Consider the following 22,246-nt stretch of genomic DNA (forward strand, 5'->3'; position numbering starts at 1 on the left):
GTCAGTCCTTTTCGATCTGGAAGTTGAAGACGCTCGTGTCGAAGTGGTTGTACTGCTCGTAGTCGATCAGCTCGTACAGGTCGGCGCGGTGCTGCATCTCGCCGAGCTTCGACGTGAGGTGCCCCTCATCGGTGAGCGTATCGAGAGCGCGTGACGCCGCACCCATCGCGATACGCAGCAGTGACACCGGCCAGATCACGATGTTGACTCCGACATCGCGCAGCTGGTCGACCGAGAAAAGGTCGGACTTTCCGAACTCCGTCATGTTGGCGAGGATGGGCACGTCGACCGCGGCACGGACCGCCGCGAACTCCTCGAGCGAGCGCATCGCCTCGGGGAAGATCGCGTCGGCTCCCGCGTCGACGAGCGCCTTCGCGCGGTCGACGGCGGCCTGCACCCCGTCGACCGCTGCGATGTCGGTGCGCGCCATGATGAGGAAGTTCGGGTCGCGTCGCGCGTCGGCGGCGGCCCGGATGCGCTTGATCGCCGTGTCCTGATCGACGACCGACTTGCCGTCGAGGTGACCGCAGCGCTTGGGGTTGATCTGGTCCTCGATGTGGGCGCCGGCGATGCCGGCGTCCTCGAGCGTCTGGATCGTGCGGGCGACGTTCATCGGCTCGCCGAAGCCGGTGTCGGCGTCGATGATGGCCGGGAGGTCGGTCATGCGCGCGATCTGCTGACCGCGCGCGGCGACCTCGGTCAGCGTCGTCAGCCCGATGTCGGGCAGGCCGAGGTCAGCCGAGAGCACGGCACCCGAGATGTAGACGCCCTCGAAGCCCTTGCGCTCGATGAGTCGCGCGCTGAGCGGGTTGAACGACCCGGGAAAGCGCAGCAGCTCCCCCGTCGCGAGCCGCTCGCGGAACGCCCGGCGCTTCTCGGCGGGCGAGACGGTGGAGTACAGCATCAGAAGAGGCCCTTGGGGGCGGGAGCCGATGCCAGCACGCCGGGCTTGGCGACGATCGTGAGCTGGCGCACCTCTTCGGGCGTGAGCTCGGGCAGACGCTCAGCCAGCGCCAGGAAGCGCTCGATCTCGGCCTCTTCGAGCACGGGCTCGGCCAGGATCCGGAACTTGCGGACGTAATCGGCGCGGGCGAACGGGCGCGCGCCGAGGGGGTGCGCGTCGGCGACGGCGATTTCGTCCTCGATCACGGTCCCGTCGGTCAACGTGATGACGACGCGGCCGCCGAAGGCCTTCTCGCTGGGGTCCTCCGAGTGGTAGCGACGCGTCCACTCGGCATCCTCGGCCGTCGTGATCTTGTGCCACAGCGCCACGGTGTCCTCGCGGCCCGCGCGCTCGGGAGCGTACGAGTCGACGTGGTGCCATCCGCCGTCCTGAAGGGCGACGGCGAAGATGTACGGGATGGAGTGGTCGAGCGTCTCGCGCGACGCGGTCGGGTCGTACTTCTGCGGGTCGTTGGCGCCCGAGCCGATGACGTAGTGCGTGTGGTGCGACGTGTGCAGCACGATGGACTCGACGTTGGCGGGGTCGGTCGCCTCGGGGTGCTCGCCGTTCAGCTTGCGCGCGAGGTCGATCCACGCCTGCGCCTGGTACTCGGCCGAGTGCTCCTTCGTGTACGAATCGAGGATGCCGCGCTTGGACTCGCCCGGAGCCGGGAGCGGCACGTCGTACGACGCGTCGGGTCCGTCGAGCATCCAGGCGACGACGCCGTCTTCGCCTTCGTAGATCGGCGACGGCGAGGTCTCGCCGCGCATCGCGCGGTCGACGGCCTCGATCGCGAGCTTGCCGGCGAACGCGGGGGCGTGTGCCTTCCACGTCGAGATCTCGCCCTTGCGGGACTGGCGGGTCGCCGTCGTCGTGTGCAGCGCCTGGCCGACGGCCTGATAGATGGTCTCGACGTCGAGGTCGAGCAGGGTGCCGATGCCGGCGGCGGCCGACGGGCCGAGGTGGGCGACGTGGTCGATCTTGTGCTTGTGCAGGCAGATGGCGCGCACGAGGTCGATCTGCACCTCGTAGCCGGTCGCGAGGGCGCGCACGAGCGCGGCGCCGTCGGAGCCGACGTGCTGGGCGACGGCGACGATCGGCGGGATGTTGTCGCCGGGGTGCGAGTAGTCGGCCGCGAGGAAGGTGTCGTGGTAGTCGAGCTCACGCACGGCGACGCCGTTGGCCCACGCCGCCCACTCGGGCGACGTGCGACGGTCCAGCGAGCACCCGAAGACGGTCGCGCCGTCACCCGAGACCGAGACGGCGTGGTCCAGCGCCTGCTGGCGGGCCGCGCTCACGGGGCGACGGGTGAGCGATGCAGCGGCGACCGCGGCGTTGTCGATGACACGGTTGATGATCATGTCGACGACGTCGTCGTCGACGGCGACGGGGTCGGCCGCGACCTCGGCGATGTGCCAAGCCAGCTGGTCCTCGCGCGCGAGGTTCTCATCGCTGCGGTGGACGCGGAGGTGGTGGGTGACGGTCATGATGTGCCTTTCAGGAACGCGATGCTCAGCCCGATTCGGCGACCGCGATGACGGGTATCCCCGCGGTCGTCGTGCCGATCGAAGCATCGAGGATGGTCGCGAGCGCATTGTGCAGGTGCACGTGCGTCGCATGCGCAGCGAGTTCGGCGTCGCCCGTGGCGATCGCCGATGCGATCAGGCGGTGCTCGTCGACGGATGCCGCGAGCCTCGCCGGGTTGTCCCGCGCGAGCCGTCGGACGCGCACGAGGTGCGTGCGAATCGTCCGGAGCGCGGAGGTCAGGTAGTCGTTGGCGACCGAGGCGTCCAGCGCCTCGTCGAAGCGCCGGATGAGCGCGTAATAGGCCTCGCGGCCGTCTTCGGCGCGCAGGCTGGCGTGCGAGAATTCGTCGGCGAGGGCGGCGAAGGTGGCGGAATCTCCGCGCCGGGCGGCCAGGCGCGCGGCGGTCTCTTCGAGCGCGCGCCGCACCTCGAACAGCTCGAGGATGTCGTCGGCGTCGACGTCGGTGACGACCGTGACGCGGGGCGACTGCTGCGCGACGAGCCCGTCTGCCACGAGGCGCCCGAGCGCTTCACGCAGCGGCGTGCGGCTGACGCCGAGGCGGGCGGCCTGTTCGACTTCACCGAGGACGGTTCCCGGGGCGAGGACACCCGACTGGATCTCGTCGAGAAGAGTGGCGTACGCGCGGTCACTGGCTCGCATCGGCGCCCCCTTTCCTCCCGCTAGCGTATACACAAACCGCTTCAAGAGCCAATAACGCCTCCCTTCGCGGCACCGAGCGTATACAAACTGCGTCTGGGGTGCCCGCGAGGTGCCGGCCGTCCGCCGCGGCCGGGTAGCCTTGCTCGGTGACCGACGCATCCCCCTACACCGTGGCCACCGACGGCGCCTGCAAAGGCAATCCCGGACCCGCCGGATGGGCGTGGGTCGGCGAAGACGGCGAGTGGGCCGCCGGGTCGCTGCCGGTCGGCACGAACAACATCGGCGAGCTGATGGGCCTGCTCAAGGCCATCGACGACCACCGCGACGTCGCCCACCTCATCGTGCAGGCCGACTCCCGCTACGCGATCGACACATACGAGAAGTGGATGGACGGGCACCGGCGCCGCGGCTGGAAGACCTCGAGCGGGGCACCGACGAAGAACATCGACCTGCTCGAGCAGCTCATCGTGGCGCGCGACGCCCGCCGCGCGGCGGGCCTGCCCGATGTCGTCCTCGAGCACGTGCGCGGCCATTCCGGGCACGTGCTCAACGCGTGGGCCGACGAGCGAGCCGTGCGGGCGTCGGAGCACGCCGCTAAGGGCATCGCGAGCGAATGGTCATCGCTCGGCGCACAGGAGCGCATCGATGTGTCGGTGGCTCCGAAGAACGGGCGCTGAGCCCCTATTCGAGGAGCGCGGCGAGTTCGTCGTCGAGCTGCTCGGCGGTCGCACCACCGGGCCACATGCGCACGATCCCGCCGGCAGAGTCGAGGACCGCCGTCACGGGCGGCTCGACGACGGCGTAGCGGTGGAAGAGCTGGCCGTCGCGGTCCATCACGACGGGCACGTCATCGGCGTTGTCGCGCAGGAACTCCTGCAGCGCTTCGTCGTCCTTGTCAGACGACACGAAGACGACGTGCACGTCATCGCCGTGCTCTTCGGCCGCCTCGGTGAGCAGCTCGGCCTGGCCGACGCACTGCGTGCACCAGCTCGCCATGAACTGCACGAGCGTGACTCGCCCCGTGAACAGGTCGGCAGAGTCGACCTCGGCGCCGTCGGCGAGCTCGGCGGTGAACGACGGCGCGGGCACAGCCTCGGCGACCGTCGCCTGCGATGATCCGGTGCCCTCGGGGAGCGCGTCGGCGCCGCCGAGCGTCGATGCGGCGGTGCAGCCGGTGAGTGCGAGCGCGAGTGTTGCACCGGCGGCGAGGACTGTCAATCGGCGCTTCATTGCGTGCCCTTCATGGCGGGTTCGGGGATGAGGATCGTGGGGATTCCCTCGGCGTCGGGGAGGTATGTGAAGGAGCCGTAGGACTTCTCGGCGACCACGACATCGTAGGTCGCATCGCCGGCGAGGTTTCCGGCGTCGAGGGAGAAGATGCAGATCGTGGGGATGCGCGGCGTCCCCTCGAAGTCGATGTCGCTCGCCTCCTTGGCAACCCCGGGCGTGAGCGTGGCTCGGAACGCCTCGTCGCCGGAGGCATCCGTCAGCACGACCTCGGCACCAGCGTGGATGTGCCGATACGCACCGGTGCCAGCGCAATCATCGCCCACCGCCCGCAGCGAGCCGTCGCCGACGGCGATCTGCAGGGGCCGATCAGGGGCACCATCCCCGGCGCCGCCGGAGCATGCCGCCAGCAGGGGAAGCACCATGAGGGCCCCCACGATCGTGGCCGTCGTTCGTCTCATCACCATCGTTCCTTCGTGCCTCCGTCATTCAGGGTGTCATCGGATCCACGCGGAGAGGCCGCACCCGTGGGGCACGGCCTCTCGCGTGTGAAGGTTTACTCGAAGAGCGAGAGCGTCATCACCGAGGTGTAGCTGCCCGTGGCGGCAGCGGTGGCTGCGACCTTGAGGGTCAGGTCGGCGGTGGCGTCCCAGGAGCCCTGGTCGTAGGTGCCTTCCTGGTCGGTGTTCATGTAGAGCAGTTCCTGGTCGACCAGGCCGGGGCCCTCGTCCAGGACGCCCTCGACGTCGCCACCGACGGAGACGGCACCGTCGGTGTCCTGAGCGGTCTGCGGCGACCAGCCGAGGAACTCCGCACCGATGCTGTTCGTGCCGGAGGTGAAGGCGCTGGCGGTGCCCATCACGTACCAGGGGGTGGTGGGAACGACAGAGCGCGTGTCGGTGACGGTCACGGTGGGCAGCATGCCCGTGAACTCGCGGACCATCGGGTCGCCGGAGTCCTGCTCGGTGAGCGAGGTCTCGTTCGCGGCAACGCTCATCGCGAGCACGCCCGAGGGGTAACGGTCGGTGACCTCGACGTTGATGTTCACCGAGCCGTTGTCAACGACCTCGTCAGCGGTGGCGACAGCAGCACCGGCCGAAGCCAGCAGCAGCGTGCCGAATGCCATCGCGCCCACGCGGGTGGCAGTCATGTTCTTCATTGCGGGTTGTTTCCTCTTTTTTGAGCGGAATTCCGACCCTCGGCTGAGGGGCGGCTTCTTCGGATAGAGATCTGTTGCTTGGGGCGGCGCAGGGCAGCCACGCGGGTGCCGCTCCGGGGTGGGAAGCCCCACCCCGGAGCGGCAGGAGGGCTATCAGCCCGCCGGGTAAGCGGCGTACGGAGCCGTGGCCGTCTTGACCACGACCTGACCGTCGAAGTCGAGGGTCGAGGTGACCGTCGCCTCTCCAGCCGGGACCGAAGCCAGTCGCGAGTTCACCGAGACCGAGACCGTCTTGCCCGGGGCGACGTTCGTGAACGTCTTGGAGCCGTAGGCAGTGGTGATCTCGATGTCCGCAGGCACCGTCGCGTTGTTCGTCGCCGACACCGACAGGTAGACCTTGCCCGCGAGGGTGCGAGCGGTCGTCTCTGCCGTCACGGCGTCACCGATGGTGAAGTCGAACGTCTTCGTCGCGGACGCGTTGCCCGCGATGTCCCGCGCGTTGTAACGGAGCGTGTACGCACCGTCCGCGAGGGCGACCGTGGCCGTGTGCGTCGCCGAGGTGGCGCCGCCCGCAGCCGAGGACGTGCTCTTGATGAGCGTGCCGCCCTGGTAGACGTTCGCGGTGATGGTGGCAACACCGGTGTCATCGGTCGACGCGAGCTCGATGGAGAGCTCGTCGTGCGGGCCGACGTACGACGGCGAGACGAGGTTCGTCTCGGGACGCTGCGTGTCGACGACGCACTCGATCGTCGACGTCGCCGCCGGGTTGTTCTCAGACGTCGCCGTGACCGAGACGCGGGCGCCGTTGGTGCCCTCGCCGTCGCGGTAGACGTAGACCGGCACGTCGACCGTCTCGCCTGCCGTTGCCGTCACGATGGCGCTCGGGGTGTGAGCGTTCCAGCCCTCACCCGCGACCGTCGTCGAGATGCGGTAGATGTCGCTGTTGGCAGCGGCATCCTCGACAGCGGCGCCCGTGTTGGTGAGCGGCACGACGCACTGTGCGATCTGACCCTGCTCGACGGCTTCCTTGCCCGCCGTGATGGCCGGCTGCGCGAGGCTCACGCCACGCTGCTGCGGACCGGCGTTGCCGATCGAGCGAACGGCCACGTCGTACTCGAGGAGGCCGGTCTCGTCGCGACGCATCTCTTCGATGTAGAAGTGCAGTCCGTTGAGTTCGTCGACGTACTCGTACTCCGAGCCGGAGTTGACCCCGGCGTGGAAGAGGGCGTCGTTCAGCTGGCGCTGGTCACCGCGCGTGATCGGAACCGGCACACCGTCGCCACGGATGTAGTCGAGCGTGTCGATGTCCTGCGGGTTGGCGTCGATCGTCCAGAGGAACGGGTTGCGGTCGGCAACCTTCGTCTTGGCGATCATGACACCGGCGTCGGGCTGGTACGAGTCCGTGCCCATGCGGTCGATGACCTCGAGCGTGTAGTGGTTGAAGCCACCACCGTCGCAGTCCCACTGCGCGCGGCGCGTGCACGTGCCGGTGGACTTGTCGCCACCGTCGAGCGCGAGGTTGATGCCCGTGAGGCGGTTCTCCTGCATGACGGCGCGGCTGAGGATGTTCGCCGTGATCGAGCCCTTGGCGGCGATCTCGGTCGTCGAGGTCTGCAGCACGTTGTCTTCGCCGATGATGCCGAGGTTCAGACGGTTGCGCAGAGCAACGCCGGCGGGGGCGGAGCCACCCTGCACCGAGGGGATGTGCCAGCGCGTGTGCGTGCCACCGGGGCCGTTGAACGAACCGCGGGCCATGATGTCGAACGGACCGGAGGTGTCGCGCAGCGGTCCGCCGTCAGCGGCATCCGTGCCGTACGGGTTTCCGTAGTTGTCCGCGATCTCGAGGATGTGCGCGAACTCGTGCGCGAACGTTCCCATACCCGAGGACTCGGCCTGCGTCGAGTTGCCGGCGCGGGTCGCGGTCGGGAAGTTGGCGTTCGGCCAGTGGCTGATCGCTGCCTTCCACGACGTCCAAGGGATGTAGCGCGTCTTGGCCCAGTTGGCCATGTTGTTGCCGTTCTGATCCGGCGCGAAGCCGTTCTCGTCACGGGGCGGGCCGAACGCGTCCGGCACGTCTTCGGGCGTGGCGAACATCATCTGACCGAACTCTTCCCACGTCGAGGACTCGTCCTGGCCGGCCGTGATGTAGAAGACCTGGTCGAACTGCGTCAGCGGGTCGGCGACCTCGAGGTCAGCAGACCACAGACGGTTCGCGTCGGTGCGGATGACCTTGTTGCAGGTGTCGCCCTGCGGGCAGAACGCAGCGTTCGGGCGGTTGAAGCTGTCGTTCAGGCCGTACTCGTGGATCTTGCCCGGCATCTGGTAGGGGCCGAAGGCCTCCATCTGGACGCTGATGCGGCCGCCGGACTGCTCCATCCAGTAGTCGTTGAGCGTCTGACCGTTGTTCAGCTCGCTCGGCTTGTTGAGCAGGTCGAGGTAGAACTGCGGCACGTCCTCACGAGCGACCGGTTCGAAGCCCGCGGTCGGGTTCTTGAACGCGTCGGACTCAGGCTCCTGCGTCACGACGAACGGCTGGTCCGTGAAGTCGAGCAGAACGATGGCACCGTTGAAGGTCGTCAGGCTGCCTTCGGTGTCGTTCGCCCAGTCGGTGTTCGGAACGGGAACGTAGTCCTCCGTCGTCATGTCGTCCATGTTGACCCAATTCTGCGGGTCGACCGGCTCGAGCACCGACGGGTCGATGATCGGGTCGGCGGGCGCTGCAGTGGCTGCCTGGCCGGCGATGGCGCCGGTCATGACGACACTGAGGGCGGCCGTGGCGGCAAGCCCTGCGCGCCAGCTGCGCGAACGCATTCGGCGTGGTGATGTCAAGAGATCACTCCTCTGATTCTTGGTGCGTGCGCCTCCGCACCCGTGGGCAGCGTTACCCCCAGAAAGGCACACACGTGTGACTTGTAGCATGTCACGCACTCAGGCCCCCTGGGAATCGGGAAAAGTGGACTGTACTCTTCGGAAAGAGTGATGAGTGCCGCATCTACCGGCAAGTCCCGCGTCGTTTCGCGGTTATTATGCGTTAACAGCATCCGTTCGCGCGCAACCCCTCCGGAGCGCGATGTTACGGTTCCGCATACGTCCGAAACCGCGAGAAATCGCTGTGATAGGACTGATACGTCACACAGCGCGCGAGGCTGCTTCTGTGGTCTCGTCCTTCAGCGCTGAACCCTTGCAGACAGGAGAAGCATGGCAACCGCTACGACTACTGGTCGTCGCATCGTCATCGGCCTCGGTGGAGCGGCGGCATTTGCCCTCGTTCTCGCCGGATGCGCCGGTGGATCGACGCCCGATGGCACCGACGAGGGCAACACGGGCGGTGAGGCCATCACCATCGGTACGACCGAGCAGGTGACGGCCCTCGACCCCGCGAACGCCTACGACAACGGGTCCTTCACGGTCATGAACCAGATCTACCCGTTCCTCATGAACTCGGTCCCCGGCGACGCCGAGGTCAAGCCCGACATCGCAGAGTCGGCCGAGTTCACGGCGCCGAACGAGTACACGGTCACCCTCAAGGAGGGCCTGACCTTCGCCAACGGCAACGAGCTGACGTCGTCCGACGTCAAGTTCTCGTTCGACCGCCAGCTGGCGATCGCGTCCGAGACCGGCCCGTCCTACCTGCTCGGCGCGCTCGAGTCGGTTGAGGCCCCGGATGACCTGACGGTCGTCTTCACGCTCACGTCCGAGAACGACCAGACCTGGCCCCAGGTGCTTTCGAGCCCCGCCGGCCCGATCGTCGACGAAGAGGTCTTCCCGGCCGATGAGGCGCTTTCGGACGACGAGATCGTCGCGGCCCAGCCGTTCGCCGGTCAGTACGTCATCGAGAGCTACGACTTCAACAACCTGATCTCGTACAAGGCGAACGACAGCTACAACGGCCTCCTCGGTGCGCCGCTGACCTCTGAGGTCAACGTCAAGTACTACACCGACGCGTCGAACCTGAAGCTCGACGTCCAGGAAGGCAACATCGACGTCGCGAACCGTACGCTGTCGGCCACCGACATCGACGACCTCCGCGGCAACGACAACGTCAAGGTCGTCGACGGCCCGGGTGGAGAGATCCGCTACCTCGTCTTCAACTTCAACACGATGCCCTACGGCGCCACCACGCCCGAGGCTGACCCGGCGAAGGCTCTCGCCGTCCGTCAGGCCATCGCCAACGTGATCGACCGTGACGCCATCGCCGAGCAGGTCTACAAGGGCACCGTTGAGCCCCTGTACTCGTACCTGCCCGAGGGTGTCCCCGGCGCCACCGTGTCGCTGCGCGACGCGTACGGCGACGGCAACGGTGCGCCCGACGTCGACAAGGCCACGGCAGTCCTCGAGGCCGCTGGTGTCGCGACGCCCGTCGAGCTCAACATCCAGTACGTCGCTGAGCGTTACGGCCCCTCGTCGGGTGACGAGTACGCCGTCATCAAGGACAGCCTGGACTCGAGCGGTCTGTTCACGACGAACATCCAGTCCACCGAGTGGGTCACCTACTCGAAAGACCGCGTCGCGGACGCGTACCCGATCTACCAGCTCGGCTGGTTCCCGGACTACGCTGACCCTGACAACTACCTGACGCCGTTCTTCGCCACGGAGAACTTCCTCGCGAACCACTACTCGAACGCCGACGTCGACGCGCTGCTCAAGCAGCAGGGCTCGACGATCGACTTCGACGAGCGTCTTGCGCTCATCGAGGAGATCCAGGAAGTCGTCGCGGGCGAACTGTCCACGCTCCCCTACATCGCGTTCGCTCAGAACGCAGTGACGGGCACGGACGTGTCGGGCGTCGAGAACACTCTCGACCCGACGTTCAAGTTCCGCTACGGCGTTATCACCAAGGGCTGATCGCTCCGCGTTCAGTCTGAGAGGAGGTGGTCCGACCACGTCGGACCACCTCCTTATTTTCTTGCCAGCCCCATCCGACCCGAGGATCCGACCCCATGACCACGACGGCAACCCCGCAAGAGGCGCCGGCGTCTCCACGGAGCACACGCCAGAAGAAGACACGTTCCTCCGGTGGCAGCCTGTGGCGCTATATCCTGATCCGCTTCCTGCTGATCTTCCCCACGATCTTCATCCTCGTCACCCTGGTGTTCGTGCTCATGCGCACGACCGGTGACCCCATCACCGCCGCTCAGGGCGGACGTCTCCCCCCAGACAAACTCGCTGAACTGATCGCAGCTGCCGGCTATGACCGGCCGCTATGGCAGCAGTACTTCGAGTACCTCGGTCAGCTGCTGCGCTTCGACCTCGGAACGACGCTGACCACGAACCGCCCCGTGGCCGAGGTGCTGGTCACCTACGGTCCGGCGACGTTCGAGCTCGTCTTCTTCTCCGTCATCGTGGCGCTGATCGTGGGCGTCCCGCTCGGCGCCGTGGCCGCGTACTACCGCGACCGCGGTCAGGACGCCGTCCTGCGCGTGTCGGCGATCCTCTTCTACGCCACTCCCGTCTTCTTCTCGGGTCTCCTGCTCAAGCTCGTCTTCGCCGTGTGGCTGAAGTGGCTCCCGGTCGCCGGCCGGGCCTCCACGGGGGCGGAACTGCAGATGATGCGCTTGGACGACTCCTCGGGCTTCTACACGATCGACGCCTTCCGCACGGGCAATCCGGCCGTCATCGCCGACGTGCTCTCACACGCTGTCCTCCCGGCGATCGCGCTCGGCCTGCTCACGGCCGGCGTCTTCCTCCGCCTCGTGCGCACCAACATGATCGGCACGCTGTCCACCGATTACGTGGATGCCGCTCGCTCGCGCGGCGTGAGCGAGCTCCGCCTCGTGCGCAAGCATGCGTTCCGGCCGGCGCTCATCCCGATCATCACCGTCATCGGCATGCAGATCGCGCTCCTGCTGGGTGGCGCTGTCCTCACCGAGACGACGTTCGAGTGGAAGGGGCTCGGGTTCATGCTCGCCCAGTTCCTCCAATCACGCGACTTCGTCGCCGTGCAGGGCATCGTCGTGCTGCTCGCGGTGATCGTCGCGCTCACCAACTTCCTCGTCGACATCGTCGCGGCGATCATCGACCCGCGAGTGAGGTACTGACATGACGATGACCACCACCGTTCCCCTCCCGCCCCGTCAGAAGCAGTCGCTCCTGAGCCGCCTGCCGGTGGTGCACCAGCTGCGCCAGTCCGTCGGACTCCAGCGCGGCATGCTCATCGCGGGCCTCGTCATCACGTTCATCTTCATCCTGACGGCACTGCTGGCTCCGTACATCTCGCCGTTCAGCTTCAACCAGCGCCGCGGCGAAGACGGCGTCTTCGGTGCACAGCAGCCGCCGTCCGGCGAACACCTGCTCGGAACGACCGTCGGCGGTTACGACGTGCTGTCGCGCGTCATCTGGGGCGCCCAGACCGCACTCCTGGTGATCGTCGTCGCCGTAGCGCTGTCGATCTTCATCGGGGTGCTCCTCGGACTCGTCTCCGGGTATCTCGGCGGCTGGGTCGACCGCGTCCTGGTCGTCGTCTGCGACGCCATCTACGCGTTCCCCTCGCTCCTTCTCGCGATCGTCATGTCGATCGTGATCTCGGGCGGGCAGTCGAGCCTCATCGGGGGTGTGATGGCGGCGGCGATCTCGATCACGGTCGTCTTCATCCCGCAGTACTTCCGGGTCATCCGCGCAGAAACCGTCCGGATCAAAGCGGAGGCGTACGTCGAGTCGGCCAAGATGCTCGGCGCGTCGAACCGTCGCATCATGTTCCGTCACGTGCTGCGCAACGCAACCCGCACGCTGCCGCTGATCATCACGCTGAACTCGTCCGAGGCGATCCTGACCCTCGCGGGCCTCGGCTTCCTCGGGTTCGGCATCGAGCCGACGGCAGCCTCCGAGTGGGGTTACGACCTCAACAAGGCGATGTCCGACGTCACGAGCGGCATCTGGTGGACGGCCCTCTTCCCGGGTCTTGCCATCGTGCTCGTCGTCCTGGGCATCACCCTGGTCGGTGAGAGCCTCAACGACTTGGCCGACCCGCGTCTTCGCGGCCGTCGCCGCGTCGCGAAGGCCGCCGGCCTCGTCGCCGAGACCTCGGTCGTCCCCGGTGGCCCGCTCACGGCAGGCCCCGGCGGCCTCAAGGGTCTCGAAGACGGCGAATCGTTCGAAAACCACGGAATCGGAGAACGCTCGTGAGCAACAGCGTCGTCGACATCACCAACCTGGGCGTCTCGTTCGCCACGGACGCGGGCGCCGTCAAGGCCGTCAATGATGTCTCACTGACGGTCGCGCGCGGCGAGGTCGTCGCGATCGTCGGCGAGTCGGGCTCGGGCAAGTCGGTCACTGCCAAGACGATCCTGGGGCTGCTGCCCGAGACGGCGACGGCTCACGGAGCGGTCGTGCTCACGAGCAAAGACGGGTCCTCGCACACCGAGATCCTCGGCGCCAACAAGCAGACCCTGCGCAGCGTCCGCGGCACCGATGTGGCGATGGTCTTCCAGGAGCCCTCGACCGCGCTCAACCCCGTCTACACGGTGGGGTGGCAGATCATCGAGGGACTCCGCGCACACACGCGGATGAGCTCGAAGGAAGCGCGCCGCCAGGCGATCGACATCCTGCGCCGCGTCGGCATCCCCGACCCGGAAACCCGCGTCGACTACTACCCGCACCAGTTCTCGGGCGGGCAGAAGCAGCGCGTCGTGATCGCGATGGCGCTCGTGCTCGATCCCGGACTCATCGTCGCCGACGAGCCCACGACGGCGCTCGATGTGACCGTGCAGGCTGAGATCCTCGACCTCCTGCGCCGCTGCCGCGACGAGTTCAACACGGGGATCGTGCTCATCACCCACAACATGGGTGTCGTCGCCGACCTCGCCGACCGCGTCGTGGTGATGTACCAGGGCGATGTCGTCGAGCAGGCGACGGTCCATGAGCTCTTCACCGCGCCGAAGGCCGACTACACCAAGAAGCTCCTGGCCGCCGTCCCCCGCATCCGTCCCGCTGAGGTCAGCGAGCGCGAGCGCTTCGTGCCCGACCCCGCCGCCGAACCGGTCGTCGTGGCCAAGGACATGCGCATCGAGTTCCCGGGGCGGATGGGCAAGCCCCCGTTCGTGGCCGTGGACGGTATCTCGTTCGAGATCCGTCCCGGTGAAGTGCTCGGTCTCGTCGGCGAGTCCGGATCGGGCAAGACGACCACCGGTCGCGCGATCGGCGGTCTGACCAAGATCACGGGCGGCTCGCTCAAGGTGCTCGGCACCGAGATGTACCGCGTCCGCGAGCGCACGTTCAAGCCGCTGCGCAGCCGGATCGGGTTCGTCTTCCAGGACCCGGCGTCCAGCTTCAACCCGCTGCTGACGATCGCCGAGTGCGTCGCCGAGCCGCTGGTCATCCACGGTCGTGCACGCAACCCCGAGGCCGCGCGTGCACGTGTCGACGAGCTCCTCGAGGCCGTGCAGCTGCCGCGTGCCTACGGCGATCGCTACCCGCACGAGCTGTCCGGAGGACAGCGTCAGCGCGCGAGCCTGGCCCGCGGACTCGCGCTCGAGCCCGAGCTGCTGATCGCCGACGAGCCGACGTCTGCCCTGGACGTATCGGTGCAGGCCCGCGTGCTGGACCTGTTCACCGAGCTGCAGCGCGAGTACAAGTTCGCGGCGCTGTTCATCAGCCACGACCTCGCCGTCGTCGACCTGCTCGCCGATCGCATCGGCGTGCTTCATCGCGGCAAGCTCGTGGACGAGGGACCGAACGCGCAGATCCTGCACGCGCCGAAGGCTGCCTACACGCAGCGCCTGCTGGCGTCCCTGCCCGTTCCCGACCCCGTCGAGCAGCGCCAGCGGCGCGAACTGCTCGCCTCGCTCACGGCGTCGTAGCAGCGCACACCGACAGAGATGCCCCGGACCAGCGGTCCGGGGCATCTCTGTCGGTGGCCTCGTCTATCGAGGGTCAGTATTCGTAGGGCTCCGCGGGTTCATCGATCTGCTGGATCTCGACCGGCTCCAAGACGACTCCGGCGCCGTCCTCGTCGGCGGGCACGAAGCGCACGGTGGCCTCGACCCACCCGTCGACCGGGAACTCCTCGGCCCAGCCCTCGAGGCGCACCGGCACACTGACGGGCTGGGCATCCACCGTGCAGCACGTGACTTTGAAGCGAGAGAGCAGGAAAACGTCAGCCTTGTTCTCGGCGGGCATGACGAAGCCCGACACCGTGGCGGTCATGCCGGCGAAGTAGCCGGCATCGGTCTGGCGGGCCATCAGCGTCGCCCAGTCACCGAGACTGAGCAGATCAGCCGAACCGGTGCTGATGAGGTCCATCGATGCGGATCCGTCGAAGACGATGGGCGCACCGTCCCCGCTCATCGAGCGCTGTGATGCACTCGAGGCGGAGAGGCTCGCCGGCGGCACGACGACCATCGCGGCCGTGAGGGCGCCGGTGGTCACCAGCGTGCCGATTGTCGTGGCGATCCCCTGCGCAGTCGGCCGACGGTCCTCGTGCAGGTGCCCTCGCCATACGAGCGCACCGGCAACGAAGAGCAGTGCGGCCACGGCGAGCACGATGGTGAAGACGAAGTAGCGGGGATGGATGTACAGGCCGAGCTGACCGGTCACGCCGAGGACGATCGTGATCGTCGCCAGCACCAGGCTGAGCACGACGCCATGCCAGCGCGTGACGAGCGCCGGGAGACTCGTCTCCGCGTGGGCGTCGTGGTCGTCGTGGTCATGGGTGATATCTGCGTTCACCATCGCGCCCCTCTTCCCTCCCAGGTCGTGACGATGCGACCCGTCGCGCGTTCGACGATATGCGTGCGCGCGGGCAGCACCTCGACGGCGACGTACTCGCCGTTCGGGGACAGTGAGGTGGCCACGAGCGCCGCACCGTTCTCCGACGCATCGAACACGGTGCGCGCCGTTCCCGCGTCATCGACCTCGCGCAGCACCTCACGCGGCGCGGCCGCGGCGCCGTCGAAGATCAGTCGCCACTCCAACAGCAGATCGGTGTCAGGGATGACATCGACCTTCGAGACATGGGTCCTGTCCCCGATGCCCTCCAGCGACGACGGCGCGGGGCGGGTGCTGCCATCGACGAGATCGAAATAGCTCAGCACCCCGTCGCCCGGGTCGATCACCGTGCGCCGCACATCGTCAGAGGCTCCGTAGAGCACCGCGGCGCGGCCGAGCGGAGTGGGGTCTGTGCCTGCCAACGGGTTCGCGGCGATCAGATCGCCGCTCATCAGATGCGCGATCACGTCGCCTCGCTGTGGAAGAAAACTCCAGCGGTCCACGCTCGGGATCTCGCCCTCGAGGTCGGTGACATACTGTGGCTCGGAATCCGGATCCACCATCTGCACCACGAGCGCGCGCGATTGGCGGAAGGCATCCGACGCGACGGACGTGAAGAGGTAGCCGACGGTCCCGCCGTCACTGGACAGGGCGATGTCCGTGATCGTCCCCTCGCCCGGAAGGCGCAATTCGCTGACGCCTCCGCCGCCGCTCGGCACGACTTCGAGCACGTTCCCGCTGCGGTCGGAGCGGGCCACGGCGAGGGTGCCCGCAGAGACCGCGTACGCGGTGATCCCGCTCGCGCGGTATACCGATTCGGGTTCCTCGTCGCCGAGCGTGGCCCGCAGGATGTCCTGCTCGCCACCCTCGCCGATCTCGCTCAACAGATACATCTGCGCCGGCGGGGTGCGAAAGCGCGTCGTCAGGACCGCCTGGCGACCGTCCCGGGCCGTGGCATCCACGGTGACGGTGTAATCGGTGTCGTAGTCCAGCCGCTCGGCGAAGTCCACGGCGACCTTGTCCGCGGCGACGCGGGCGCTCGCCGAGACAGGTGGATCCACGCGCACATCGGCGTCTGCGACTTCGGACAGCTGCCGGTTCGTGTCGATGACGACGCTCTGCCGAGAGAACGACACGAGCGCCTCGGGAGCAACCGACGCCCCGGTGACCCGAAGGGGGGCGACGACGTTGAGCGCGCCGGCCACAACGGCGAAGGCCCCGAGCGAACCCACGATGACCCACAGCGCCCGCCGGTAAGCGCGCTCGGAGCGGGGCGCATCAGGCGACAAGGTTGATCACCAGCCCGATGCCGACACTGACCAGGGTGGTCACCGCGGCGATGGTGACGATCGTGCGCGTCGTGAAGGTCGTGCGCATGAGGGCGATCATCTTCACGTCGATGATCGGGCCGAAGATCAAGAAGGCGGCGATCGCTCCCGGCAGGAACGTCCCGGCGAACCCCAGGACGAAGAAGGCGTCGACGTTCGAGCAGACCGAAACGATCAGGGCGAGGAGGATCATCGCGAAGATCGACAGGACGGGGTCGGATCCCACGGCGACGAGGACATCACGGGGGACGAACACCTGGATCGCCGCGGCGATGAAGGACCCGATGAGCAGCACCGGCATGATGCTGCTCGTCTCGCGGATGAATATCTCGATGCTCCGTGCCCAGCGGGATCCCCCGTGCGTGTCCTGGTCAGTCGCGCAGACCGCTTGGAACGACGTTGTGAGCAGCTGCTCGGGGTTCGGGTGCCTGCTGAACAGCCACCCCAGGAGATTCGCGATGAGGAATCCGCCCACGAGCCGGGCGACGAGGATGTGGTCGTCCCAGCCGAAGGCCTGATGCGTCGTGATGATCGTGACGGGGTTGAGAATCGGGGCGGCCACGAGGAAGGTGATCGACTCCGCGACGGTGAATCCGCGCAGGATGAACCCTCGCGCCAGCGGCACATTGCCGCACTCGCACACGGGGAAGAACATGCCGAACAGCGAGATGAAGGCGCGCCGCAGGATCCCGTTGCGCGGCAGCCAGCGAATCAGGATGCCCGCGGGCAGCCAGACCTGGACGACGACCGAGAGGATGATCCCGAGCATCACGAACGGGACGGACTCGATCACGACGCTCATGCCGAGCGTGAGGAAATCCTGACCGGCATCCGGCAGCGGAATCGCATCGGGGGCGATCCAGCGGATGCCGACGACGAAGGCTGCGAGGGCGAGCGCGAGCGCGACCACGACGGGCGCGCGTCGCGTCGGGGGGAGGGCGCGCACAGCAGAATCATAGCGTTCCGGGAAGAGCGCTCCCGCACGCCGCCGTCACCGGCGAGCGCGCGGTGTCTGGTCACTCCTCGGCGGGTGTGGCGGCGGCGATCGTCGCGTCTTCCTCGGTCGCGACGAGCTGTCCGCAGGCACCGTCGATCTCTTTGCCCCGAGTGTCGCGCAGCGTCGTGGGAATGCCCTTCGCCTCGAGCCGGCGCACGAACTCCTGCTGCGCGGCGCGGGTCGACGACGTCCACACCGAGCCGGGAGTCGGGTTCAGCGGGATGGGGTTGACGTGCACCCAGCCGCGGCCGCGCTCGTTGAGCTTGTCGCCGAGCAGGTCTGCACGCCAGCCGTGGTCGTTCATGTCTTTGATGAGGGCGTACTCGATCGACACGCGGCGACCCGTCCGTTCGAAGTAGCCGCGTGCGGCGTCGAGTGCTTCGTCGACCTTCCAGCGGGAATTGACGGGGATGAGCTCGTCGCGGAGCTCGTCGTCGGGCGCGTGCAGCGACAGCGCGAAGGTCACTGGGATGTCCTCGTCGGTGAGCTTGCGGATGGCGGGAACGAGGCCGACGGTCGAGATTGTGATTCCGCGCGCACTCATGCCGAGTCCGTGCTTCTTGTCGACCATGACGCGCACGGCCTGCATGACCCGGGCGTAGTTGGCGAGGGGCTCGCCCATCCCCATGAAGACGATGTTGGTGACCCGCTCGTCGGGGTGCTCTCGCGGCCCGAGCTGGCCGTCGCGGATGACCCGGTTCGCCCGGACGATCTGCTCGATGATCTCGGCGGCCGACATGTTGCGGGTGAGGCCGGCCTGGCCGGTCGCGCAGAACGGGCAGTTCATGCCGCAGCCGGCCTGGCTCGACACGCACAGCGTGATGCGGCCGGGGTAGCGCATGAGGACGGATTCGACCAGGGCACCGTCGTGCAGCTTCCACAGGAACTTGACGGTGTCGCCACGGTCGGTCTGCAGGCGGCGCACTTCGGTGAGCAGCGGCGGCAGCATTCCGTGTACGAGCTCTTCGCGCCCGGATGCCGGCAGGTCGGTCATCTCGGCGGGGTCGTGTGTGAAGTGGGTGAAGTAGTGCTTCTCGAGCTGCTTGGCACGGAAACCCGGCAGGCCGAGCTCGATGACCTTCTCGACACGCTGCTCGGGAGTGAGGTCGGCCAGGTGCACGGGCGGCTTGCCGCGCTTCGGCGAGGCGAACTGCAGCAGCGGCCGACCCTCGGCGTCCTTCTTCTGCGTCCACCCCTCGGTGCGCGGGCGCACCTGTGGCGTCGTTTCTCGCGGTGTCGTCGAGCGCACGGGCGTGTCCCGCGGGGTCGTGGCACGCACAGGCGGCTGAGTCGTCATCCTTCGAGCGTAGGCGACGCACCTGGACGCCGGTCGACCGTCGCGGTCAACCCCCGGAGCGGCTGCGGGCTGGCGGGGGACAATGGAGGGGTGACTTCTCAGAGCACCGACCGCATCGTGTTCATCGACGTCGACGGAACGATCATCGACCACGACGAGTACGTCGCCCCCTCGACCGCCGCCGCGATCCGGAGCGCCCGCGAGCGCGGACACCTCGTCTACCTGTGCACGGGGCGCGCCCGGGGCGACCTGCACCCCACCGTCCGGGCGATCGGCTTCGACGGCGCCATCACCAACGGCGGGGCGACCGCCCACGTCGGGAGTGAGCGGATCCTGTCGCAGCTTCTGCCCGCGGCATCCGTCTCGCGGCTCGTGCGGTCGTTCCACGCGCACAGGATGCACTACTTCCTTCAGACCGACGACGAGGTGTTCGCAAGCTCCGGGATGCTGGCGCTCGTCCGCGAGCGCGCGCGAGAGGCGGGGGCCGCCCAGACCGACGAGCCGGAGGATTCGCTGGCCGGCGTCGGCAACCGGACGTACCGCGACGTCGCGGATGCCCCGCCCCACGAGATCACCAAGGCCGTCTTCGTCAGTGGCGACGACGATGCCGTGCGGGTGCTCGACGACGAGCTCGGCGACGAGTTCCACGTCGTGAACGGCAGCATGCCGCGGACCGGCGTGACGAGCGGCGAGATCGCGCTGCTCGGCACGAACAAGGGGTCCGCCATCCGGACGGTGCTCGAGCACCTCGGGCTCGACGCCGCCGACGCCGTCGGCATCGGCGACAGCTGGAACGACGTCGAGATGTTCGAGGTGTGCGGCACGGCGGTCGCGATGGGCAACGCCGAGCCGACGCTGAAGGCCCTCGCCGACCACATCACGACGACCGTGCGCGCGGACGGCGTCTGGAACGCCTTCCGCACACTCGGCCTGCTGGACTGAGGTCGCCGGCGGCGGGGCGCCCGGACGCGGATTCCCGCTACAGGAAGATGTCGGGGAAGAGCGCCGAATCAGGGGTGCCCGGCACGGCGGCGTAGCCCGCGAAGTCCGTCACACCGGCCGCCTCGAGCACGTCTTCGACGATGAGCGTCTGGCCCGTGTACGAGCGTGCGGGCTGCAGCATGACCTCGAACGCCGCGTCGGCATAGATCTCGGGCGTGCGGCTGACCCTCATCATCTCGTCACCGCCGAGCGCGAACTGCACGGCTGCCGTCGCGATCGTCGTGCGCGGCCACAGCGTGTTCGCCGCGATGCCGAACTCGGCGAATTCCGCCGCGATGCCCAGCGTCGCCATCGTCATGCCGTACTTCGCGAGCGTGTACCCCGTGTGCGCACCGAGCCACTGCGGTGTGAGGTTGAGGGGCGGCGAGAGCGAGATGATGTGCGGGTTCGGGGCGTCTTTCAGGATCGGAACCGCCGCCCGCGACAGCATGAAGGTGCCGCGCACGTTGACGTCCTGCATGAGGTCGTACTTCTTCGCCGACAGGTCGAGCGAGCGCGACAGGTCGATGACCGAGGCGTTGTTGACGACGATGTCGATGCCCCCGAACTCGCCCTGCGTCGTGAGGACCGCCTCGGTGACGTCGTCGTCGTTGCGCACGTCGCCCACGATGGGCAGCGCCTGCCCGCCGGCCGCACGGATCGCCTCGGCCGCCGTGTGCACGGTGCCCTCGAGCTTCGGATGCGGCGTGTCGGTCTTCGCCAGCAGCGCGACGTTCGCCCCCTCGCGCGCCGCGCGCAGCGCGATCGCAAGGCCGATGCCGCGGCTGCCACCCGACATCAGGATCGTCTTGCCGGCGAGTCGTCCGGCGGAAGGCGTCGTGGTCAAGGGGTCCCCTTCTGTCGGGAGCGTGCGGCGAACGCCGCGACGCGGGCCTGCGCTTCGGCGGTGTCCAGCGCCGCGCCGATCGTGCGTGCCTCTTCGGCCAGCTGCTCGGCATCGGTGCGGCCGGGCTGCGAGCGGACGAGGCGCTTCGCCTCGCCGTACGCGCGGTACGCCCCGTTCAGCCAGAACCGCGCGATCTCCTCGGCGCGTGCTCCGACCCGGTCAGGCTCGACGACCTCGGCCACGAGGCCCCACTCGAGCGCTTCCTGCGCCGAGAGCAGCCGGTCCTGCAGAACGAGCTGCAGGGCGCGGCGCTCGCCCACGGCGCGCGCGAGCTGCGTCGTGACGGACAGGTCGGGGGTGAGCCCGATATTGGCGTACAGACTGCCGATCTTCGAGTCTTGGCCGACGACGGCGTAGTCGCTCGTCATCAGGATCCCGAGACCCCCGCCCGCGGTCGTGCCGTGCGCCGCGGCGACAACGGGAACCGAGGACTCGACGAGCGCGAGGATGCCGCGATTGATGACGCCCGCGAGGTCGGCGATGTCGCCGCCCGTGAAGACCTCCTTCGCCATCGCGAGCACGTCGCCGCCCGCGCAGAACGAGCGACCGGCCCCCTCGAGGAGGATCGCCCCGACATCGGAGCGCGACGTCGCCTCGGCTGTCACCTCGGCCCACCCGTGGGCCATCTCGGCGTCGAAGGCGTTCAGGCGGTCGGGGCGGTTCAGCGTGATGCGCGCGAGGCCGTCATCGATCCGCAGCACGACACCGCTCATTTGGGTGCCATCCGGATCGACCCGTCGAGGCGGATCGTCTCGCCGTTGAGGTACTCGTTGTCGATGATCGCCATGACCAGGCGCGCGTACTCGTCCGGCCGCCCGAGGCGAGACGGGTACGGGACCTGCTGCCCGAGGGAGTCCTGAGCCGCCTGCGGCAGGCCCAGGAGCATGGGCGTCTCCATGATCCCGGGGGCGATCGTCACGACTCGGATGCCATGGCGCGCGAGTTCGCGCGCGACCGGCAGGGTCATCGCGTGCACCCCGCCCTTCGAGGCCGAATACCCCGGCTGGCCGATCTGGCCGTCGAATGCCGCGACGGATGCCGTGTTGACGATGACGCCCCGGCTCCCCTCGTCGGTGGGCTCGGTCCGAACGATCGCGGCAGAGGCCTGCGCGATGACGTTGTACGTGCCGATGAGGTTGACGCGCACGATCTTCTCGAAGGTCTCGAGCGGCGTCGGGTTGCCCTCACGGTCGAGCACCTTGGCGGGCGGCGCGATGCCTGCGCAGTTGATGACGACCCGCAGGGGGCCGGCCGCCGACGCGGTCTCGACGGCCGCGGCGACCTGCTCGGGCGACGTGACATCGGCGGGCGCGAAGGACCCTCCGAGTTCGGCCGCGACGTCGGCTCCGGCCGAGCTGGGCAGGTCGACGATCGTGACGGCTGCGCCTTCGGCGGCGAGGCGGCGCGCGGTCGCCAGACCCAGCCCGCTGGCGCCGCCCGTGACGAGTGCCGAAGCTCCGGTCAGATTCATGTGCTCTCCTTCGAACCGAGCGGCGTCCGCCGCGACATCGCATCCAG

General features: G+C 68.1%; 20 protein-coding genes. 6 read left to right on the forward strand and 14 right to left on the reverse strand.

What is annotated here, in order from left to right:
- Position 1: 1 nt before the first annotated feature.
- The 3 genes from prpB to AC25YV_RS08985 are packed head-to-tail and all read right to left on the reverse strand — an operon-like array spanning position 2 to position 3,130.
- Complete coding sequence (gene prpB, locus AC25YV_RS08975) at positions 2 to 904, reverse strand: methylisocitrate lyase (RefSeq protein WP_488123506.1); 903 nt, start codon at positions 902 to 904, stop codon at positions 2 to 4.
- Positions 904 to 2,430 carry an MmgE/PrpD family protein gene (locus AC25YV_RS08980; RefSeq protein ID WP_488123507.1) on the reverse strand — a complete coding sequence of 509 codons (1,527 nt, stop codon included), beginning with the start codon at positions 2,428 to 2,430 and terminating at the stop codon, positions 904 to 906. The genes prpB and AC25YV_RS08980 overlap by 1 nt, the downstream gene beginning before the upstream one ends.
- A gap of 25 nt (positions 2,431 to 2,455) precedes the next feature.
- Positions 2,456 to 3,130 carry a GntR family transcriptional regulator gene (locus AC25YV_RS08985; RefSeq protein WP_488123508.1) on the reverse strand — a complete coding sequence of 225 codons (675 nt, stop codon included), beginning with the start codon at positions 3,128 to 3,130 and terminating at the stop codon, positions 2,456 to 2,458.
- Positions 3,131 to 3,276: 146 nt separating this feature from the next.
- On the opposite strand from AC25YV_RS08985, the gene AC25YV_RS08990 reads away from it, so the two are divergent.
- A complete protein-coding gene (locus AC25YV_RS08990; protein ID WP_488123509.1) occupies positions 3,277 to 3,807 on the forward strand; it encodes a ribonuclease H family protein in 531 nt (176 codons plus the stop codon).
- 4 nt (positions 3,808 to 3,811) lie between these two features.
- On the opposite strand, the gene AC25YV_RS08995 is transcribed toward AC25YV_RS08990, so the two are convergent.
- The 4 genes from AC25YV_RS08995 to AC25YV_RS09010 form a co-directional block, all read right to left on the reverse strand.
- On the reverse strand, positions 3,812 to 4,360 hold the full coding sequence (locus AC25YV_RS08995) for a TlpA family protein disulfide reductase (protein WP_488123510.1): 549 nt from the start codon (positions 4,358 to 4,360) through the stop codon (positions 3,812 to 3,814).
- The gene (locus AC25YV_RS09000) at positions 4,357 to 4,818 is read right to left on the reverse strand and encodes a hypothetical protein (protein WP_488123511.1); all 462 of its coding nucleotides are present in this window, start codon (positions 4,816 to 4,818) and stop codon (positions 4,357 to 4,359) included. The genes AC25YV_RS08995 and AC25YV_RS09000 overlap by 4 nt, the downstream gene beginning before the upstream one ends.
- A 95-nt stretch (positions 4,819 to 4,913) precedes the next feature.
- Entirely contained in the window at positions 4,914 to 5,507 is a 594-nt protein-coding gene (locus AC25YV_RS09005) for a hypothetical protein (RefSeq protein WP_488123512.1), read from the reverse strand.
- A gap of 162 nt (positions 5,508 to 5,669) precedes the next feature.
- On the reverse strand, positions 5,670 to 8,327 hold the full coding sequence (locus AC25YV_RS09010; protein WP_488123513.1) for a M6 family metalloprotease domain-containing protein: 2,658 nt from the start codon (positions 8,325 to 8,327) through the stop codon (positions 5,670 to 5,672).
- Positions 8,328 to 8,714: 387 nt separating this feature from the next.
- Between AC25YV_RS09010 and AC25YV_RS09015 the strand changes: the two genes are divergently transcribed.
- The 4 genes from AC25YV_RS09015 to AC25YV_RS09030 all read left to right on the forward strand — a co-directional run bounded on the left by AC25YV_RS09015 (position 8,715) and on the right by AC25YV_RS09030 (position 14,311).
- The gene (locus AC25YV_RS09015) at positions 8,715 to 10,361 is read left to right on the forward strand and encodes an ABC transporter substrate-binding protein (protein ID WP_488123514.1); all 1,647 of its coding nucleotides are present in this window, start codon (positions 8,715 to 8,717) and stop codon (positions 10,359 to 10,361) included.
- Between the two features lie 95 nt (positions 10,362 to 10,456).
- The gene (locus AC25YV_RS09020) at positions 10,457 to 11,554 is read left to right on the forward strand and encodes an ABC transporter permease (protein ID WP_488123515.1); all 1,098 of its coding nucleotides are present in this window, start codon (positions 10,457 to 10,459) and stop codon (positions 11,552 to 11,554) included.
- Between the two features lie 7 nt (positions 11,555 to 11,561).
- On the forward strand, positions 11,562 to 12,638 hold the full coding sequence (locus AC25YV_RS09025) for an ABC transporter permease (protein WP_488123806.1): 1,077 nt from the start codon (positions 11,562 to 11,564) through the stop codon (positions 12,636 to 12,638).
- The gene (locus AC25YV_RS09030; RefSeq protein ID WP_488123516.1) at positions 12,635 to 14,311 is read left to right on the forward strand and encodes an ABC transporter ATP-binding protein; all 1,677 of its coding nucleotides are present in this window, start codon (positions 12,635 to 12,637) and stop codon (positions 14,309 to 14,311) included. Before AC25YV_RS09025 ends, AC25YV_RS09030 begins: the two co-directional genes overlap by 4 nt.
- Before the next feature lie 73 nt (positions 14,312 to 14,384).
- Here AC25YV_RS09030 and AC25YV_RS09035 read toward each other — a convergent pair whose 3' ends face one another.
- The 4 genes from AC25YV_RS09035 to rlmN all read right to left on the reverse strand — a co-directional run bounded on the left by AC25YV_RS09035 (position 14,385) and on the right by rlmN (position 18,840).
- Positions 14,385 to 15,182: a TIGR03943 family putative permease subunit gene (locus AC25YV_RS09035; RefSeq protein ID WP_488123517.1), complete on the reverse strand. Its 798-nt coding sequence runs from the start codon at positions 15,180 to 15,182 to the stop codon at positions 14,385 to 14,387.
- Positions 15,176 to 16,507, reverse strand: coding sequence for an Ig-like domain-containing domain (locus AC25YV_RS09040; RefSeq protein ID WP_488123518.1), 1,332 nt, complete (start codon positions 16,505 to 16,507; stop codon positions 15,176 to 15,178). The genes AC25YV_RS09035 and AC25YV_RS09040 overlap by 7 nt, the downstream gene beginning before the upstream one ends.
- Positions 16,497 to 17,492, reverse strand: a complete 996-nt coding sequence (locus tag AC25YV_RS09045; protein WP_488123519.1) for a permease — start codon at positions 17,490 to 17,492, stop codon at positions 16,497 to 16,499. Before AC25YV_RS09045 ends, AC25YV_RS09040 begins: the two co-directional genes overlap by 11 nt.
- 70 nt (positions 17,493 to 17,562) lie before the next feature.
- Complete coding sequence (rlmN, locus tag AC25YV_RS09050) at positions 17,563 to 18,840, reverse strand: dual-specificity RNA methyltransferase RlmN (protein ID WP_488123520.1); 1,278 nt, start codon at positions 18,838 to 18,840, stop codon at positions 17,563 to 17,565.
- Between the two features lie 90 nt (positions 18,841 to 18,930).
- On the opposite strand from rlmN, the gene AC25YV_RS09055 reads away from it, so the two are divergent.
- Entirely contained in the window at positions 18,931 to 19,782 is an 852-nt protein-coding gene (locus AC25YV_RS09055) for a Cof-type HAD-IIB family hydrolase (protein ID WP_488123521.1), read from the forward strand.
- A gap of 37 nt (positions 19,783 to 19,819) precedes the next feature.
- On the opposite strand, the gene AC25YV_RS09060 is transcribed toward AC25YV_RS09055, so the two are convergent.
- From AC25YV_RS09060 to AC25YV_RS09070, 3 genes are read right to left on the reverse strand one after another with little or no spacing between them, the layout of a single operon-like run.
- Positions 19,820 to 20,668 carry an SDR family oxidoreductase gene (locus AC25YV_RS09060; RefSeq protein WP_488123522.1) on the reverse strand — a complete coding sequence of 283 codons (849 nt, stop codon included), beginning with the start codon at positions 20,666 to 20,668 and terminating at the stop codon, positions 19,820 to 19,822.
- Positions 20,665 to 21,441, reverse strand: coding sequence for an enoyl-CoA hydratase/isomerase family protein (locus AC25YV_RS09065; protein ID WP_488123523.1), 777 nt, complete (start codon positions 21,439 to 21,441; stop codon positions 20,665 to 20,667). The genes AC25YV_RS09060 and AC25YV_RS09065 overlap by 4 nt, the downstream gene beginning before the upstream one ends.
- Entirely contained in the window at positions 21,438 to 22,199 is a 762-nt protein-coding gene (locus tag AC25YV_RS09070) for an SDR family NAD(P)-dependent oxidoreductase (protein WP_488123524.1), read from the reverse strand. The genes AC25YV_RS09065 and AC25YV_RS09070 overlap by 4 nt, the downstream gene beginning before the upstream one ends.
- Positions 22,200 to 22,246: the final 47 nt, after the last annotated feature.

This window comes from Microbacterium sp. Y832, from assembly GCF_057669765.1.